General features: G+C 38.9%; 12 protein-coding genes. All 12 read right to left on the bottom strand.

Going from position 1 to position 18,953, the window contains the following annotated elements; genetic code table 11:
• On the bottom strand, window positions 1–219 hold a 219-nt coding region (locus tag A3EM_RS47235; RefSeq protein ID WP_020532568.1), incomplete at its 3' end, for a transposase.
• 418 nt (window positions 220–637) lie between these two features.
• Window positions 638–2,128 (bottom strand): hypothetical protein, encoded by a 1,491-nt coding sequence (locus A3EM_RS0133130; protein ID WP_020532567.1) that lies wholly within the window; start codon window positions 2,126–2,128, stop codon window positions 638–640.
• Between the two features lie 38 nt (window positions 2,129–2,166).
• Complete coding sequence (locus A3EM_RS0133125; protein ID WP_020532566.1) at window positions 2,167–4,032, bottom strand: DUF5060 domain-containing protein; 1,866 nt, start codon at window positions 4,030–4,032, stop codon at window positions 2,167–2,169.
• 31 nt (window positions 4,033–4,063) lie between these two features.
• Window positions 4,064–5,083 carry an amidohydrolase family protein gene (locus tag A3EM_RS0133120; protein WP_157638216.1) on the bottom strand — a complete coding sequence of 340 codons (1,020 nt, stop codon included), beginning with the start codon at window positions 5,081–5,083 and terminating at the stop codon, window positions 4,064–4,066.
• A 10-nt stretch (window positions 5,084–5,093) separates the two neighbouring features.
• Entirely contained in the window at window positions 5,094–6,074 is a 981-nt protein-coding gene (locus A3EM_RS0133115; RefSeq protein WP_157638215.1) for an ABC transporter substrate-binding protein, read from the bottom strand.
• Window position 6,075: 1 nt separating this feature from the next.
• Complete coding sequence (locus A3EM_RS44400; RefSeq protein ID WP_020532563.1) at window positions 6,076–7,068, bottom strand: TRAP transporter substrate-binding protein; 993 nt, start codon at window positions 7,066–7,068, stop codon at window positions 6,076–6,078.
• Window positions 7,069–7,079: 11 nt separating this feature from the next.
• On the bottom strand, window positions 7,080–8,357 hold the full coding sequence (locus A3EM_RS0133105; protein WP_020532562.1) for a TRAP transporter large permease: 1,278 nt from the start codon (window positions 8,355–8,357) through the stop codon (window positions 7,080–7,082).
• 32 nt (window positions 8,358–8,389) lie between these two features.
• The gene (locus A3EM_RS0133100) at window positions 8,390–8,881 is read right to left on the bottom strand and encodes a TRAP transporter small permease (protein WP_020532561.1); all 492 of its coding nucleotides are present in this window, start codon (window positions 8,879–8,881) and stop codon (window positions 8,390–8,392) included.
• A gap of 567 nt (window positions 8,882–9,448) precedes the next feature.
• The gene (locus tag A3EM_RS0133095) at window positions 9,449–9,871 is read right to left on the bottom strand and encodes a DUF3575 domain-containing protein (RefSeq protein WP_020532560.1); all 423 of its coding nucleotides are present in this window, start codon (window positions 9,869–9,871) and stop codon (window positions 9,449–9,451) included.
• A gap of 363 nt (window positions 9,872–10,234) precedes the next feature.
• Entirely contained in the window at window positions 10,235–13,888 is a 3,654-nt protein-coding gene (locus tag A3EM_RS46550) for an Ig-like domain-containing protein (protein ID WP_052323405.1), read from the bottom strand.
• A 149-nt stretch (window positions 13,889–14,037) separates the two neighbouring features.
• Window positions 14,038–18,204, bottom strand: coding sequence for a hybrid sensor histidine kinase/response regulator transcription factor (locus A3EM_RS0133080; protein WP_020532559.1), 4,167 nt, complete (start codon window positions 18,202–18,204; stop codon window positions 14,038–14,040).
• Between the two features lie 431 nt (window positions 18,205–18,635).
• On the bottom strand, window positions 18,636–18,953 hold a 318-nt coding region (locus A3EM_RS0133075; RefSeq protein ID WP_020532558.1), incomplete at its 5' end, for a hypothetical protein.

The raw sequence follows: 18,953 nt of genomic DNA, 5'->3' as shown, positions 1-18,953 counted from the left end.
CCATCGGTTAAAATGATGGAAGACACTTTGCCAACTGTAAGGTTCTTCCATATATTGACGTAAGGGTAATTCTCGCCATTGACATCCAGTCTTCAATCGATATAGTATCAATCCCACAATGCTAACCAGCTTATCTTCAGTTAGTTTAGGTCCCTTACTACCTTGCGTTAAATAGGGTAATATCTTGTTTTTTATTATATCTTTGGATAAAATGCTCATTATTGATGCTCAACTTAAGATTGTCAGAATTTCCTAAGTTACTCAGTTTGAGCATTTTTTACTTTAGACAACTTCTAGTTATCAATTACAATTAACAAAGTTCTATCTGTGCCGGATAAGGCCTTTTGTTTTTGGTTGAAAATAGTTTTAACTTATACCACAGTGATTTAAAAGTTTACAAATTTATCATAAGGGTTCAGGTGCTACCTGAGCCCTTTTTTATTTTTTACAATAAGGATTTTATATTTCGTTTATAGTTCATCATTTCGCAATTTGAAATAATTGAGCAATTTATATCTAAAGGAGGTGGGCAATAGTCCACTTTTTTTGTTCTGGTTTCATTTTCATATTAATTTATCTTCAATGAAGGATTGCATTCCGGTCATGCAAGGCTTTCCTCCACATGACCGGATAATATTTATTGTGCGATAAATGTAGTTACCGAGTGGCCTGGGGCTTCATAAAGAATAAATTCCCCATCCAAAGCATACTCGCCAATATCGGCAAATCTTTCTACTGGAATATTAATTCTCCTGTTTCCAAAATCTACTGACCTAATGGCTTTAAATGATTTTTCGGAAATACCTTTCACTTTAATTTTCACACTTCTCATATCCGGTCCGGTATTGATCAATACAAATGCATTGGGGTTTTCCGTGCCATTTTTCCCAAAACCAATAATTGCAATTTCAGTATCCAAGGCGGAAGTTCTTACAATGGACATTCCCTCCTGCCCTACTGTAGTCACCTGTTTATAAAAATAATAGCCTTGTTGAACTTCATATGAGCCATCTTCTCTCACAATAAAACCACAACCCGGATTGGGATCGCCACTGCCTTTCCACAAAACTGGTCGCTGGATGATGGCCCAGGGCACTATGGCATTCACTTTCGTACCGTAAATATTGCCATAAATCTGCCTGATGAACTCGGTATTCATTTTTCCCCAACTGGTGGAAGTCACCCAGGCATGCATTTCCGGACGCTTTTCTCTAATCAAGTCAATGCCATTGCTCATGTGCTCACTATTCCATCGGGAAAAACCAAAATTGAGAAAACCATGGGAAGTAATCAGTCCAAGATTTTCCAATGCTTTCGGATTATCGGCAATGGCATCAGCATAGCCCCATCTGTAAAACCTGTCCCAGCTGTAGGTTTCACCCGGAGCTACCCCAACATCGGTAATACCTTGTTTCTTCAGTGTTTTGGGAAGAATTTGCAGAAAATCTACCACCTGCTCCGGAGGCCAAAACAGGTTGTAATCATGCCCGATATTGTTTCTTTCGTGGGTAATGCCATCGGTTTCCCATCTCATCCATCCTTCTCCTTCATTATGCAAAGACAAATATTTTACATTTAGTTTTTCCTCATTTTTCAGGAACTTCACCCAGTCCACCATATAGTTGGCCATGTTTTCAGCCTGAGCCGGATCCAGGTCTCGCCCTCTCACCACTTTTTGTTTATTTGCCCAGGAAGGAGGTCCATACATGGTAGTGATAATTTTTAATGACCGCCCGTTTTCTTTCGTGATTTTATTTCCTCTGGTCACGAACATCCTGATGTTTTCCGTAGAGGATTTATGGTCGAAAGGACCTCCTACTTTTTCCTGATGAAAAGGATCGAGAAACATCTTCACAATATTGACTTTCAAACCATCCTCACCAAAAATCATGTTGAGGATATTTTGCCTTTCGCTTTCATCCAGCAAACTGAATCCCCCGTAATCCTGTGGATCTTTTGCCAAATCCAGGGACTGACAAGATTCCACATAATTGACTCCAAAGCCATCCCAGTCACGTAGCTTTTTGGAAAAGTCTACCTCAGCTCTCACTGCTGTAAACCCATTTTCCTGGGCACTCAGCTTTAAACTGGTTATTAAAAATAGAATTAATAAAAATGAATTTTTCACGCTGTTTTTGTTAAAAATTGTTTTACTATAATTTCTGTCTAAATCTTTTTTACCTTCAGTTTTAATGCCCAGTCTCTGGTGGAAATCTTTGTTTCATCCGGGAAGGAAACCAGTTGAATCTGGCCTTGTTCATCTGCCTTTATTACAAACTTTTCCAGCCATTCTCCACTAATCGGATCGAACCAGGTCAACTCATAATTGCCATTGGGATTCAACCCGGTAACCTGGGGAATTTCACTTTGATTTTCAAAATACAGAAAGCCTAACTGAGCATCCTGGTGCAGTAATAAAAATGACCAGCCATCCAATCCTTTTTCAGGGGCATTTTTGGCTTTGTGGGGAATGAGCAATTCCTTTTTGGGCTCACATTGCTGATAAGCTATTCCCTCAGAAAGGATAAATTTGGCCAGATAAGGCAATTGAGCACCAGAAGGATAATTCAAACCTTCCCAAATGGATGGCCTTTCTCCCTCATTTCTTGGTTCTCCTGTAGTACTGCCACAATAAGCACCAGTTCCATAAACATGCCCTGCCAGTCCTCCAGAGAGTACACTGCCATACATTTGCGTTCTTCCAAAATAATTATCCCGATCGGAATTGGGTACTGGGCGCTCTCCCGCTACCAAATTGTGGAATACGTTATCCCAACCCGGATAATAAGGCTCAAGATTGGCGACCGGATAAGGAGAATTCAAAGCAAAAATTTCCTCTATCATCGGATAAAATCCATGGTTCCTAGGGACATTTCCCACCGCATGCATGTTGAGCCACGGAGCACTTTCCCCATGACCAAAATGGGTATAAGTAGAGCCATCAATCAATATAGAATGGGGCTGACCGTATGGCAAACCTCCATATTTATTGTAATGGTAAGTGAGCACTTCATTGAAATCATCGGGAGGAAGGCAAAAGTTCTCATTGATCCAGTCCAGGTGGATTCCACTGAAAATAATGTTAAAAGCACCATATCGGGCAACTATGTATTGCACATACCTGGCATAAGATTCCTTAAAGTCAAAATACTTTTTCCAGGATGGGCCATGGTCTCTTCTTACGGTTTCCAAAAAAGTGACAAAACCTTCCTTTTTCAGGTATTTCATTTTTTTATCCAGACTTTTAAAATATTCCGGATTAAGTCGATCGTAATTGGCTATTATCGGTGATTTTTCCCAGGCTTCGAATGGCATGTTCCCGTTTTCATCATGCATGTCTTTGCCCCTATCTATCCCATTTTTCTCCCAGGCCTGTCTTACACCCACACTATCCGCATTAATAAATTGAGCCGGATATTCATCTGCTTTCCAGTTGGGATAAGCCGCAATCATGGCGATGGTGTTATAGCCCTGCTTTTTTCGGAAACTCAGCGCTTCTTCAAAACTGATGCCTTCTTTGGGTACATAATCGGCACTTGGGGTTATTCCTTTTAGGGGAAATCTCCAGGTAGAAGCCGCCCACCAGGTATCTGCCAACATAAAAAATGGTGTGCCATCGGCATATTCCAAAGCCCTGCCATTGGTAGTTGACCTTATAAAACCTCTATTATTCGGATTGAGATTGATTGCCTCATCAGAAAGTGGTAAAGCCTTAAATCCACCTTCGTGATTATTCAGTCCTTTATCATCCTGATTGGAAAAACTTTTCCATTTCCATTCCCCCGGACTAATCGCTACCAATCTGAATACAAATTCATTATCCCCATTCCAAAAACCATAAATTTTCTTTTTAAAATCAGGACCTTCCAGTTCTAACCAGCATTCTACTTCAGTATAGGGATTGTCATATTGCCCTTCGCTTTTTAAAACAACCTCCTTTATTTCCAACATTGGAATTTCATCCATAGGCTGTTTTTCCTGACAGGCGAAACACAATATGGAAAGAAGTGAAAACAAGTAAATTAGTTTCATTTATAGTTTAGTTTATGATTATTTTAATTAATTAAAGCCCCTGTATTTCCATAAATTTTTGAAGCGCTCTGGTATAAAATTCAGCAAAATTTCCCCCCATGTATTTTTGAGCCACTTCAGGGGTAAATAAATTTTCATGCTTTCTTATCCGCTCATCAGGATGATTTTCAGTATCCATCAATGATTTGAACATGGCCCTGTATCCGCCAAAATTCCAGGACTGTCTGCCATAAGGCGCATCACTGCCACAGAAAATTTGCTCGCTATGTGGAGACCCTGCCAATTGATAGGTAATTAAATCACTTTCAATATGCGTATCTCTTTTAGCACTTAAGGGGAAAAAAAGATTGGGAAATTTCAATCCTAATGTTCTGGTATCCAGGTACAATTTTTCTCCTTCATTGTAGCCAGACCCACCTCCTCCCATATGTACGGCAATGATGGGACTTTGGGGAAATTTCTCTGCAATTTTAGCCAAACTAGAAGCCGGGGTATAAGGCGTATCTCCTCCATAATGAAAAGCTGGCACTCCCCCCAAACCAATGATGTGTTCCACTACCTGAAAAACTTCAGGGCTATCAATAGGATACGCATTTTGGGCAGGATTCATTTTTACAATAGCAAATCCATATTCCTTCATGCAGATATCTACTACTTTCATCGCCAGCTCAATTCCCAATGCTTTCGGATCAGTCCAGCCAGCTGGAATAATCTTTTCAGTATAAGCTAATGCTGACTGGTGAATATGATGGTTTGCTGCCATCAGCAGCCTAAAGTTTTCCTCTTTATCATCCGTGTAGGCTATGGCAGCCGGGTTTTGCCAACACAAAGCCATATCCACTTCCGCCATTTTCATTTCACTCAGCAATTCCTCTGTAGAAATTAATCTGCCATGATAATAATTGGGCGTAGATTGATATTTTTCCAGGATTTCACCCTTCAACAGCGACAAATCAGTTGGATGACAATCCGTATCAATCACCAATTGATTTTTATGGGTGGTAATAAATTCAAGTTGCTGTTTTATCCGGTCAATTACGTCTTTCTTCATCACGATTTTTCTATTGAACAATGTCACATGTTTTATACAATTCTTCCTTTGGCAAAAAGCCAATTTTTGTAGCCAGTGTCTGGTTCAGCCAGGCTTTTGTCTGCTTGTTTTCGCTTAAAGGAATTTCATCAGTGCTGGCGCCTTCCATAATTTTCAAGGCAGTAGCTGCAGCCCACTCTCCTTGTTCCTCTGCCACTTTGGTGAGTCCAAAAAAGGCATAAGGCATCATAAAGTCATCGCAGGTGATTATTGGTACTTTTATGTTTTCCTGCACAAAACTTTCGGCTGCCTGATCGTCCCAGTTTTTGATGGCACCATTGGTAGGCAGATAAATGAGATCAAACTTTTGATTGCCTTCCAAAAACCTGGTTTTCCACTCTTCAAAATCCTTCACCAGCGCATATTCCGTATTGAGTTCCAGTTCCTCATATAATGGCCCTAATATCTGGGTGTTATTTTGTTCAGATGTAGAATTTTCTGATAAAATAAGGATATTTTTCGCATTGGGGTAATACTCCTGAATGGTCTGGATATTCTTTTTCAGGGGTAATACTTCCAACATTCCCGTTACATTTTTAACCGGTAAGCCATATTGCTCAGCCGACCAGTTTACCCCACAAAAAACTACGGGCAACTCCTGATTTTTGAAATAAGGTTCCACCAGATATTTTACCGCATTATCATCTGAAACAACAAGTACATCCGGCTGGTAATCCACAATTTCTTTCAAAGCTGTTTCCACCTTTTGTTTTATTTTATCTTCTTCAGCATTGTTCTTGGAATCCAGAAAAAACACTTTTACCTCCACTCCACTGGTCTCCAGTTTGGTTAATAATCCATTCATCACATCATCACTAGAGCCATAACCTTTGTGGTATGAATTGACATAGTACACTTTCTTTTTCTCAGTGTTACCTTGCGGTGGAGTGCAGGATATTAAAAGGAAAACTGGCAATAAAAAGCTCCAAATCAATAGTTTTACTTTCTTCATGTTAATCTTCATTTGCCTTAATTTTTTCTACAATCAGTTTGGCTTTTGGCCCCAGTTGTTCATACAATCGCTGGTAAGCCGGGTAACTGGCTTTTTCAAATAATACCCGGTCGGGATAGGTAAATTTCACCCCTTTATCTTTCATCTTGGCTTCCAGTTCCCTATCCAGATTTTCCATATATTTCAATTGCCACTGAATAGAAGCATTCATACAGATCTTAAAAATATGTTGATCTTCTTCGTCTAATTCATCCCAAAAGCGATTGCTTACCACCACATAAGCCGCATTGTAAATATGCTGGGTGACAGCTAGGTATTTTTGAGCTTCATAAAACCGCCCATACCAGATATTTTGCAAAGGATTTTCCTGCCCATCAATCACGCCTTGCAAGAGAGCCGTGTACAATTCGGAAAAACTCATGGGAGTGGGAATGCCGTGTAAGGCCCGAATCGTTTCAATTTGTGCCGGATTTTCCGGGGTTCGAATTTTCAATCCTTCCACATCTTCCGGGTTGTTAATAGCTTTCACGGAGTTGGTAATATTCCGAAATCCATTTTCATAAAAGCCCACCAGGCTGATCCCATTTTCATTTAAAGATTTGGCTACATCATGTACTATTGGTCCATTATTGATTTGATAGGCATGGTGCCTGTCCCGATAGAGAAAGGGCATTTCAAACAGGGAGAAAAGTGGCTCATAGGTATTTAATAATCCGGTGACAGTCATTTCCAAACTGCCAATGGTCAGCATTTCCTGCATCTCTTTTTCCCCACCCAACTGCGAACTATGATAGATTTTTACTTTGTATTTCCCATTGGTTTTTTCCTCCAGTTCTGAAGCAAACTTTTCCAGTGCCAGGGTAAAAGAATGGCTTTTCCCATGCGACAAACCCACTTTTATCACTTTGGGAAAATTGTCTTGTCGGGAGCAACCTACAGCCAGCCAGAGGACTATAGTGAACAAAACAGCGATATGGTTCTTTTTGATGATCATTTAATAAATAATTAGTCCATTAAAATTCCTGGTAAAAAGGTGGTTAAAGCCGGCCAATAGGTAATCAGGAATAATATCATGATCATGGGAATTAAAAATGGCAAAATACTGCGCATAAGTACTTCTACCTTTAATCCGCTAATGTGGCTCATCACAAAGAGGCAAACTCCCATTGGAGGCGTGGCCACACCGATCATTAAGTTCACAATCATGATGACTCCGAAGTGAATGGGGTCAATGCCGTAGTTCATAGCCAATGGATAAAGAATGGGAATAAAAAGAATCAATACTACCCCGGCTTCCATGAGTGCCCCGAATACAAGTAACAAAATATTAATGAGAAATAAAATCAGGTATTTGTTTTCGGTAAGCCCTGTTACCAGGCTGGAAATTTTTAAACCGGCATCTTCAATGGTCAGCAGCAGGGAAAATGGACTGGTGGCTGAAATGATAAAAGTAACTATCGCAGTAGTAACCATGGTTTCTACAAAAATTTCCGGTAAGTCTTTCCACTTGATCGTTTTATACACGAAAAGACTAATAACCAAAGCATATAAAACCGCCACCGCAGCCGCCTCGGTAGGTGTGAAAAATCCACCAGCAATTCCACCAAGCATAATAACCGGCATAATCAATGGTATGAGGGCTTCTTTAAAAGAGAGTACCATCGTTTTTAAAGATGCTCTTTCGTCTTTTGGATAATTCTTTTTAGTACTTAAAATGAATATTAATATCATTAAGGCCAATGCCATTAAAATTCCAGGGATTACACTGGCCAGAAATAATTTCCCCACCGAATTTTCGGACATGGCTGCATAGATAATCAAGGGAATACTTGGCGGAATAATGGGCCCGAGCACAGAAGAAGCGGTAATTACCGAAGCAGAAAAAGGGGCATCAAAACCATTTTTCTTCATGGCTTTTAATTCAATTTCACCGAGTCCTCCCACTGCGGCCACTGCCGAGCCAGACATCCAGGCGAAAATAATACTGGCCACTACATTGGCATGTGCCAGGCCACCTCTAATGTGCCCCACCAGAATTCTGGCAAAATGAAAAATACGGTCGGTAATTCCCCCAGCATTCATCAGCCTACCCGCTAATAAAAACAAAGGGATGGCCAGGAAAACATAGGAATCTATTCCATTTACCATTTTGTGAGGAATGGAAGCCAGTGGAATATCTCCAAATAATAAAATGGCGACTGTAGCTCCTATCCCAAGGGCAAAGGCAATCGGTACTCTCAATAGTGCCAGTAAAAGAAAACTTATAATTAATATGATCAACATAGCTGAAAAAAGAATTTTATACCTCCTCCGAATTAATTAATGGGCTGCTGCTTTACCCTCAGTCCATTAAATTCTTCCTGTAAAAATTCCAGGGTAAAGGAAAGCATCAGGACCGATACGATGGGAAGTGGTACATAAAACCAGCCCTGGGAAATGCCCAGCATGGGTAAATCTGAATGCCAAAGTAAATAGACTACTTCTGAGGAGTAGAATAACAGGATAATTACAAATAATAAAATAATGCTGTAAGTGAAGCAGCCAAGTATATGTTGTACCCTGTTAGAAAGTCTGTCGGTGAAAATGGTGATGGCTATGTGAGCCTTCCGCTGATAGGTTAAGGCTGCAGCAAAAAAGCAAGACCAGACAAAAAGTAATCTGCTCAGCTCAATTGAGGCCAGAATAGGCACTTTAATGATGAATCTGGAAATGATTCCTAAGATGATAATCAGAAAAAACAGGATAGCTGTAATGTTGGTTATCCTGAAGAGTAGCTTGCTGAAAGTTAAGTTTACCTTTTTTATCATTTTTTTAAGTTAAAAAAAATTCTAATCATAATATAAATCCCTTTTTAAGGGTCTATTTAATTCAATTTTTTGTTGGTATAATTGATGTGTTTTTATTGCTTTTTTTAAATAGACTTTTTGATTTGCAGGGGTGTAAACTATTATGGAAACAGTACCTGATGACTAACCTGATAAATCCAGAATAAATAGTATTGAACCTTGATTCGGATAAATTTTTATTTCAGGTTCAACATTTTCTTAGGGTTTTATAGAATTCCCTGTCATTTTAAAATTTAAACCAATTTTTATTTTCATTCCTCAATTATGACAAAAGCAAAACCCATATTTATCCTATAAGAGAATTTAGCTGCTTCTAGCATCTCTATGTTATCTTGATAAGATAACTGTCCGTCAAAACTAGAGGCTTATCCCGGTTCCCCAGAGGCTATTTATCCCAAAAAATTATCTTTTTGTACTATTTTAAAATTTAGGAACAAAATGGAAAGCTTTTGGGATTTTTTGATAAAAATAAAGATGTGGAAAAATTACTGATTTAAAACAACAACATATATATTCGCTATTTTTTCGCTAAAATGTATATCCCATGAAAAGATAAGAATTGAAATACCATGAATTCATACTTTCTTTTGTATAGTTATAATTAGAATTAAAACTGTTATTTTTTCCGTATAGAATTGAACCTGATAATTCCAAAGTTAACCTTTTATAAGCTCTAAACTGATAACCTAAGGCACCACCAATACCATTGAATTTATTTTTAACAGAATATTTCTGAGCATTCATATCTTTGAAATTATTACCAATCTGATAATGTGCGTACGGAACAACCCCGATAAATAGTCCATTAAAATATTTATCCTTGTTTCGTCTAAAATAAGCTTTGAATAAAAGGTCTATTGATTTCCGATAAGGGAACTCTTTTTCCCACCAGACTTGATTAAGTCTTATTTCACCGGTAGTGATTAAGCCAATTTTTCTTTCATAGGACAAATTCAAACTACCTTTAATCTCATCAACAAAAATCCATCTTGCATAAGTAGGAAGGTTGAGTTTAAAATTGTTTTTGTCGAAATACTGCTCTTCTTGAGCAAAAACAAGACTACTGAGGAATAAAAAAAAGAAAGGTAAAAAAGAGTTTCATTTTATCAATGGTATGGTTATGAAAAACTATATTTTAAGATACAGATTTCAGAATAAAATTCAGAATTTTTATAATTTTTTAAGTGTAATATTCAGAATTATAGTAATATTTAAAATAATTTGAGTGTTATATTTTTTTGTTTTGGTTAAAACAAAAAAACCATACTGGTTAAGTAATTTAATCAGTATGGTTCAAGGAATTTATTTAGACAATTATCGACTGATGACTATTTGCCTGGTCAGTCGGGTATGATTTAACTGAAATTCCACAATATATAATCCATTTGGAAAAGCGCTGAGATTCAGATTATATTCAGAGATTCCTGTTATCTCCCTGAACTGAATCTCTTTACCCAATGCATTACGAACAATTAGTCCGATTTTTCCTTCATAATTACTATTGAAATTGATTACAAAATTTCCTGTTCCAGGATTAGGATAAATTCCAATTTCCGGCTCAGTTACGGTTTGTTCTTTAATCGAATTACTGGCTATTCTGGAGGAACTCCCTATAGTATAAGTGGCCACTCGCAGACTTCCTCCTGCATTGGTAAATGCCCCATTGGCATTGGTTTCTTCCAACAACAAAGTCCAGTTGCTACCATCGTTTGAGCCTTCCGCCCGGAAACTATTTACACTGGCCCAGGAAAACTTATGAATTTCTATCCCAGTTGGATTAACAGCATTTCCAGAACCTAAATCGAGGGTAATCTGGTGATTTACATTGCTGCCACTGCCAATCCAAATACCTCCAGCATCATTCGACTGTCCGTCAAAAGCCAGGAAGGAAGAACTTCCCGCACTTCCCGAAACAGCTACGCCTCCGGAGTTATTAGAAGAGAGGTTACCTGATGGCACAGAAGTTCCACCAGCCTTCCAGTCTATTTCCAATAACTTAAAGTTGTTCACATTTACTGAAGTATAGCGCAGGTAACGATATCCGGTTGGAGTGGTGGGGACAGTTACGGTAATCGCACTATTGGCCATAAAACCACCATCAACCGTAGTAGCTGTGATAGTAGCCGAGCCAGCAGAAATGGCTGTGACCAACCCACTGGAATTCACAGTAGCAACACTGTTATTGCTACTCGACCAGCTCACTGATGAGTTGGTTGCATTTGCCGGACTTACTGTTGCTGACAATTGCCCGGTTTCTCCTTCTTCTAAACTTAATGAAGTTGGGGATACACTTAAGCCACTTACAGCTACATTTTGGGCAGCCGAACCATATACTTCAAATTCGGTGATGCTATTCCAGCTATTTACAGAATTACCAAAACCAGTGTATCGGACATATCTGGCATTTTGATCGGCAAAATCGAAGCTTTCCAAATTCAGGGTATTTCCACTGGAACTCGCGGAAAAAACGGTGGTCCAGTTAGAGCCATCAGTCGAAAGGGCTAAATCGAAGGTGGACGAACGCTGGTTGCCATTGTAAAAGGCAATATCCACTGATTCAACCCAATAAGTATTGTCCAGTTCTACAATTAGCCACTGCCCATTACCATCAGCAGACCATCGGGTGCCTAAGTCATCATCATAGACATTGTCTGGCCCATTACCATCATTGGTGGAGGCTGTGGCATCAATAATGGGTAAATTTCCACCTTGGGTTGGAGTGGATACGGTGATGGTACTTGTGGCGGTAAAACCACCATCATTGGTAGTAACAGTAATATTTGCCGTTCCATCAGCCACCGCAATCACCAGACCACTTGCACTCACAGTGGCTACACTGGCATTGCTACTCGACCAGCTCACCGATGAATCTGTTGCATCCGATGGATTTACAGTTGCAACCAATTGACTGGTTTGCCCTTCCTCAAGGTTAATCGAGGTTGGACTAACCGCCAATCCGGTGACCGGGATATTTGAAGTGCCATAAGTGACGATCAATTCAGGAGGATTGCTGCCTTCCTTACTACTGATATTCACCATTACATCGCTTGTATTTGGATCTTTTATCATAAATGAAACCTGCCCATCCGATTGTGCAGCCACAAAAGTGGTTACATCGAACTCTCCCCAACCATTTACATTGGCACTTGCCAATTGACTTCCCGCTGAAGGCACATTGTTGGCATTAATTCCTCCTTCTGTCCAACTGTCATTATCTACGCCATATGCTACTACGGTCAGGTTGGCATTTCCATTCAGCCTTAAAGTGGCACTTGTAATATTTGAAATGCCACTCAGGTTAAATTTTAGGTAAGCTTCCCTGTAATAATCATCACTTGGAGAGTTTTTCACTACCAAATTATTGTCCGAACCATAATTATTTCCACTAAAAGTACCTGTTCTTACATAAGCATCTGCCGTAGGGTTTAAAGTAGTGGTGGTAGCATTGCAGCCTGATGCACAGTTAACTGTTATGTTACTTGTAGCCGTAAACCCGCCATCTGCTGTGGTAACTGTAATTGTAGCTGACCCTGCCGATAAACCACTCACCATCCCACTGGAATTTACGGTGGCTACTGCCGGGTTACTTGATGACCAACTTACTGACTGGTTAGTGGCATTAGCCGGACTTATGTTGACAGATAACTGGCTGCTTTGCCCTTCATCAACACTGACAGTAGTTGGAGCAACACTTATTCCGGTAACCGGAATATTCTGCTGAGCCCCAGAGCCATTGATTCGAAGTTCTGTGATGCTGTTCCAGTCGTTTACAGAATTACCATGTCCCACAATCCTAACAAACCGGGCATTTTGATCTGGAAAATCAAAATTTTCAAAATTTAAAGAATTGCCGCTGCTCGACCAGGAGAACACAGTTGTCCAGCCCGAGCCATTTTCAGACAATTGAACATCAAATGAAGTGCTTCTTTCATCGCCCCGGAAAAAAGCCATATCCACCGACTCCACCAAATAAGTATCGTCCAATTCATGTGTCATCCATTCCCCATCTCCTTCCGCAGACCAACGGGTGTTTAAATTATCATCATAGGTGTTTTCGGGAATATTTCCATCGTGAGTAGAAGCCGTAAAATTTACTACTGGCAAACCGCCATTGCCCTGGGGTGGTGGTGGGTTTGATCCACCATAAACATCACTAAAAGATTTACCAATTTTCACATCATCAAACCAGGTATAACAATCATTGCCTGGAGCCCAGCTTCCATCTCCTCCGCCATGAAAAGTAGAAAAATAAAAATTATCCACCTGATCTCCGTTGGTCACAAAACGGATATTTTGAACTAACAATGCTGGTACGCCATCTATCCATAATTCAACCTCTCCATTTTTTAAACCTGGAGTATTCACTTTCACCCTTTGTGTAATGGTGTACCATTGCCCTTTTTGGAAATGGAAATTGTTACCTTTGGCAGTTTTTAGATTAAGGTCATCTCCACATGAGCCCGATTTATCCATGTGGTAAAGGTATAAAACCGCACGACCACCCTGGCGCCACATTAAGCGAGCCGTAAATCCGTTGGTGCCGGAACAGGAAGAACAACCGCTACAATTGTTCCCTCCGGCCAGTCCGGGTAGTTTTCCGCCTTCATTACTTCCTCCCCAATCGAAATTATCCGAAAACCGAACCGAATAAGATACATAATACTCATTGGCTGGTGGAATTCTCAAAGGAGCCTGCGCACCGGTGTTCCCAGGACCGTAATTGCCAGCAGGATATTTAATCCGAATTGATTTATTCCCGGAATTAGCAAACTGATTGTCCACATAAACCCTCGATTGGTTGAATCCATTTACCCATTTAGGATCAAATCCATCGTTTACCCAGTTTTGTTGCACATACTGGTGTTCATCACTGTAATTTTCAAAGCTTGTCTGGTCAATTATCTGGCTATACCCGGAAAGATATAGCATGAAAAGCCAGACCAAAAATGTCGTTTTTTTCATTTTCATTAATATTTATTTTTGATTGACGAATAATCTCTGAATGTATAGGATTATTTTATAAGAACATCTTTCTGATGTTCAGAAGCCTTTCCATTCTGTACCATTGAAACAAATTGATAAAAAAATGGAAAGTAGGGGAAAGTAAAAAATGGAGTTTATTTCTTTCCTTCCAGGTCGTTCAAATAATCGGAAGGGGAATAGCCAAAGTGCTTTTGAAATGCTCTTGTGAAATTAGGATGATTCCTGAAACCTACCTGATAGGCGATTTCCGATATGCTGTAGGCTTTTGTTTCTAATAATTTGAGGGCATATTTTAATCGGTAGGCTCTGATAAATTCTTTTACGGTTTGCCCGGTAAGTGCCTGAAACTTACGGTATAACTGGGTTCGGCTAAAGCCCAATGCTCTGGCAAACTCATTTACCCCAAAATCGGGATTGGCCAATTCCTTTTCGGTGATTTCCATTACCTTTTTTATAAACTGATCGTCCATTGAGGCGGTGGTAATATCCTTTGGTTCCAGACTCAGGTTATTGGAAAAATAAGCCCTTAACTTTTTGCGGTTGTTAATCAAATTGAATATTCTGGCTTTGAGTAGCAGCAGATTGAAGGGTTTGGTCACATAATCATCAGCGCCTACATTCAGCCCTTCTACTTCAAATTTGGTGGAGGCCCTGGCTGTTAGTAATATGATGGGAATATGGCTGGTAGTGACATTAATCTTAAGCTTATTGCACATTGTTATACCGTCCATTTCCGGCATCATCACATCACTGATAATAATATCCGGAATCTCACTTTCGGCAATTTTCAAACCTTCTGCTCCATTTGCCGCTTCTTTCACTGTAAATTCAATGGAAAGTTCCTCCATAATATATTTCCGGATGTCTTTATTATCCTCTACTATTAACAAAACTGGTTGCTCTCCCTCCTGAGTTGAGGTTGAATTGCTGATCTCGCTTTCCACCGAAGCATCTGACTGTTCAATTATTGCATCAATGGCTGTACCTGAAGCCTTTTCCTTTCTTTCCTGTTCCGATGATTGCATTTCCGGCTGGTTTAAGGGAATGCTGAGTTGGAAACAAGTACCATGGTTTTCTTTTGAAGTATCGCTCTTTACCTGAATTTCTCCATTAAAAAGCTCCACCAGCTTTTTGGTAAGGTAAAGTCCTATTCCCGTGCCACCAGAACTTGATTGCCCAGAAGGGTTATTACTGTAAAAGCGGTCAAATATTTTGCCCAGTGCTTCTTTGGGAATTCCCTCACCCGTATCCTTTATTTTTATGGATAAACCAGCATTTTCCTCCCCTGGATTCAAAACAGCTATTTCCAAAGAAATTTCCCCTTTCGCTTCTGTAAATTTTATGGCATTCGATAAAAGATTGTAAAGTATTTTTTCCAGTTTATCTTTATCGAAAAAAGTCTGGTAGCTATCTATATTGCTATGGAAGTGGAGATGAATTCCTTTATCCCTCGCCAGCAGAAAAAAGGACTCGGTTAATTCTTTGATAAAAATAATAATATCACCACGAGATAATTCCAGTTGGGTATCTCCAGACTCAATTTTTGAAGTATCCAATAACTGGTTGATCAACTGCAGCAACCTTCTGGCATTTCTCAACATCAGTTGGAACTGTCCTCCATAATTCTTTATGGGTGTATTCTGGTCCGGATCAGTCATCACTTTTTCAAGTGGATTAATCACCAGCGTAAGTGGTGTCCGGAATTCATGTGTAATGTTGGAAAAAAAGTTAGTTTTCAATTGATCCAGTTCGGTCAGTTGGGATACATGATTGGAAATCTGCTCCTTTTGTAATTGTAATTCTTCATTGACTTCCATCAATTCTGCTGTTCGCAATTTTACTTTCCTTTCCAGTTCCAGATTATGTTGTTTGTAATTTCTTGTCCTGATTTTATAAAAAGCATAGAAACTAACTACAACAAGGGCAATGGCTAAAAACCTGAACCAGTTAGTTTCCCACCAGGGTGGACTGATAATAATCGTCAGTGAGGCTCCTGATCTATTCCATTTTCCATCATTATTACTGCCAATCACCCTGAAAGTATAAGTTCCCGGGTCCAGGTTGGTATAAGTAGCCGATCGCTGATTATCTACATAATTCCAGTTTTTTTCAAAATTTTCGAGTTTAAAGGCATATTGATTATTACCAGGATTTAGAAAATTGAGCACCGCAAAGGCAATGGTAAAAACAGAATGCTCGTAGGATAAATACAGGGTATCTGTTTCACTAATGTGCTTGTGTAAGGGAGATTGCAGGGGATCGATTGGGACATCTTTATTAAATATTTTGAAACCGGTAAAAACCACGGGAGGAATAAACTCATTTTCGGTGATACTATCGGGATGGAAAAGATTAAATCCATTTTTCCCACCAAAATACATCTCCCCATTTTTGTTCCTGAAAGTAGCCTTGGTGTTAAATTCTTTCCCCTGTAAACCATCTTCTACATTAAGGTTTTTAAATACAGGATCTTCGGGAATTGTGACTGCATCCTGAAGTTTGGATATGCCATTATTGGTACTGATCCACAAATTACCACGATCGTCCTCCAACAAGCCATGTATATTATTATTGGTGAGACCATCTTTCTCTTTATAAACTTTAAAAGTTTCGGTGAATTCCTGAAAAACATTCAATCCATTGCTGGTACCTACCCAGATATTCCCTTTTGAATCTTCCAGAATATTAGTGACACCATTGGCACTAAGTCTTGGAAATTCCCCCAGGTGTGTGTTAAATTTTTTGAATTTACGATCATCTTTTTTCAATCTGTACAGGCCATTATGAGTTCCAAACCAATAATTCTCCTTCCTATCCTGTAAAATGATATTAGTCCTCTCAGGAATGGATACCAGTTCTTCATATTGAAAAGTCCCTTTCCTGTTCCTGTAAACTTTATTTCCTGAAAGGATGATATCACCGTTTTGGTCAAGATAAATTTTTTCAATTCTGTTGCCGAAAACCTTGAAATCCTGCCGGTTATTAATATTCCATAAGGTTTTATTATTGTTTAAAATATTGAGCCCTCCCCGGAACGTCCCCAGCCAAAGATTGCCTTCAGCATCAAGTCCCATTGTCCTGATCACATCATCTGTAATTTGATCACTGAGTATTTCCTCAAAATGATTATTTGCCCTGTTGAACCGGTTAAGCCCTTTCCCATCAGTGCCAATCCAGACAATGCCTTCATTATCTTCTTTAATACATAATACATTATTTCCACTAAGGCTGTTTTTATTGGGTTGATGCTGAAAATGGACAATTGGTTTGGCATTTTTATTATAAAAATTTACTCCGCCAATATTAGTGCCCAGCCACACAATACCATCGTTACTTTGGTAAATGCACTGAATGGAATTATCGTTTAAACTGGTATCATCAGCGGGTTCATGGGAATATCTGGTAAATTTCCGGGTTTGTTTGTCCAGCACATAAAAACCGCCTGATTCTGTGCCGATAAGGAGGTTGCCTTCCTCATCTTCTTCCAATGCATAAACCACCTTATTGCGGGTCAGTCCTTCAATTGGAATCACCAATTCCTTTTTAATATCCAGAAAATATAATCCCGTCTTTCCATGTGTACCTATCCAGTAATGCCCATCACTATCAATTAAAAACTGGTTAATGTTTCCATAAATATTGCTGTCAAAATAATTGAGTCTGATAAAACTGTCTCTTTCAGGATTGTAAAACTGAATACCTGTTTCGGAAACTACCCACAACCTGTTTTGATGATCTTCTCCAATAAAAACCACCTGATTATCTTTAATAGTTCTCAGGTTCAGACTATCCGATTGGTAATATTTAAAGGTTTGTGTTTGGGGATTAAAATATTCCAAACCTTTGTCTGAACCTAACCACAGATTACCTTTTTTGTCTTCATAAATGGTCTGAACGGTGTAAACACTAATACTTTTCGGATCATTTTCATCTGGCAAATAGTTGATGAATTTGTCATTTGCTCTATCGTATAAACTTAATCCTCCTCCAGCAGAACCTATCCATAAATTACCAGATTTGTCTTCAAAAATGGCCTGAATAAAATCACTTGATATACTGCCTAAAATTTCGGGATCGTGCTTATGGACCTTTAAACCATAACCATCGTACTGATTAAGCCCATCGAAGGTGCCAAACCACATAAATCCTTTATTATCCTTGAGAATGGCAGTAACATGACTTTGGGAAAGACCATCCTCACTAGTTATTTTGTTAAACCGGACCGGTCTGTTTTGGGCAAGCACAAGCCCTGGTAAAATACCAAATAGGTAAATCAGGAAAATTGAAGGTGATGATCGCATTTTTTCCCTTTTGTTAGTATGATAAGGTGTTAATTGTATTCAGGTAAATTTTGTCTAACCCTTTCTAATCAGTAGTTTCTTAAAAAAATTTCTCCAAATTTACTACAAGGAAACCTTTTCCTTAACTGAAATATATAGCATAATTTTCTAACAACCTTATAACATTGTATTGTCAAAAAAAGAAAGGTTAAAAAGTCTGACATTCACTCGGATACACATTGTTGGAGGTTACTGTTTTAAATTCTTAAAATTTTTACCAAATTAATGTTCTCATGACTAAGAAGGATTAAAGACACTATCAATAAGTCTGAACTTTTGAAGTTACTGCGTAACCTGCATCCATAATACCGAACAAGGTCTATTTTGGTATTCCCAAAATAAGAAATTGAAAGGCTTAAATTATTATGGTGTAAAGTTGAAATATCTATCGATTAATTTTCAGAAGTTTTTATTCCAATAGCATTAAGTTTTTCAGCAGGTACTGAATCTGAATAAACTGCAATCTGGTCTATTCCCCATCCGTTAGATCGACCACCAATATAAATATGATTGATTCCTTTTTTCAATTCGAAAGCCCTAACTCCCCAATCGAGCCAGGAAAGATTTCCATCTTTCAGGGAATCACCCTGCCTTTTAACCACAGGCTCAAAAACACCTTCATGATACGTCCGGGCATCTACCAGATAAAGCCAGGTATCGTTATCTCCATCCACCTTTTCATGATGATTTTTCTGATTGATATAATACAT

The sequence above is a fragment of the Flexithrix dorotheae DSM 6795 genome, assembly GCF_000379765.1.
GTDB classification, from domain to species: domain Bacteria; phylum Bacteroidota; class Bacteroidia; order Cytophagales; family Flammeovirgaceae; genus Flexithrix; species Flexithrix dorotheae.
This window is presented reverse-complemented; position numbering and strand designations above follow the sequence as displayed.

What these genes read in the sequence shown, in the direction of transcription:
- A3EM_RS46550 (WP_052323405.1), bottom strand. Translation starts at nt 13,888, where the DNA reads ATGAAAATGAAAAAAACGACATTTTTGGTCTGGCTTTTCATGCTATAT.
- A3EM_RS0133080 (WP_020532559.1), bottom strand. Translation starts at nt 18,204, where the DNA reads ATGCGATCATCACCTTCAATTTTCCTGATTTACCTATTTGGTATTTTA.
- A3EM_RS0133115 (WP_157638215.1), bottom strand. Translation starts at nt 6,074, where the DNA reads ATGAAGAAAGTAAAACTATTGATTTGGAGCTTTTTATTGCCAGTTTTC.
- A3EM_RS0133105 (WP_020532562.1), bottom strand. Translation starts at nt 8,357, where the DNA reads ATGTTGATCATATTAATTATAAGTTTTCTTTTACTGGCACTATTGAGA.
- A3EM_RS0133120 (WP_157638216.1), bottom strand. Translation starts at nt 5,083, where the DNA reads ATGAAGAAAGACGTAATTGACCGGATAAAACAGCAACTTGAATTTATT.
- A3EM_RS0133125 (WP_020532566.1), bottom strand. Translation starts at nt 4,032, where the DNA reads ATGAAACTAATTTACTTGTTTTCACTTCTTTCCATATTGTGTTTCGCC.
- A3EM_RS44400 (WP_020532563.1), bottom strand. Translation starts at nt 7,068, where the DNA reads ATGATCATCAAAAAGAACCATATCGCTGTTTTGTTCACTATAGTCCTC.
- A3EM_RS0133100 (WP_020532561.1), bottom strand. Translation starts at nt 8,881, where the DNA reads ATGATAAAAAAGGTAAACTTAACTTTCAGCAAGCTACTCTTCAGGATA.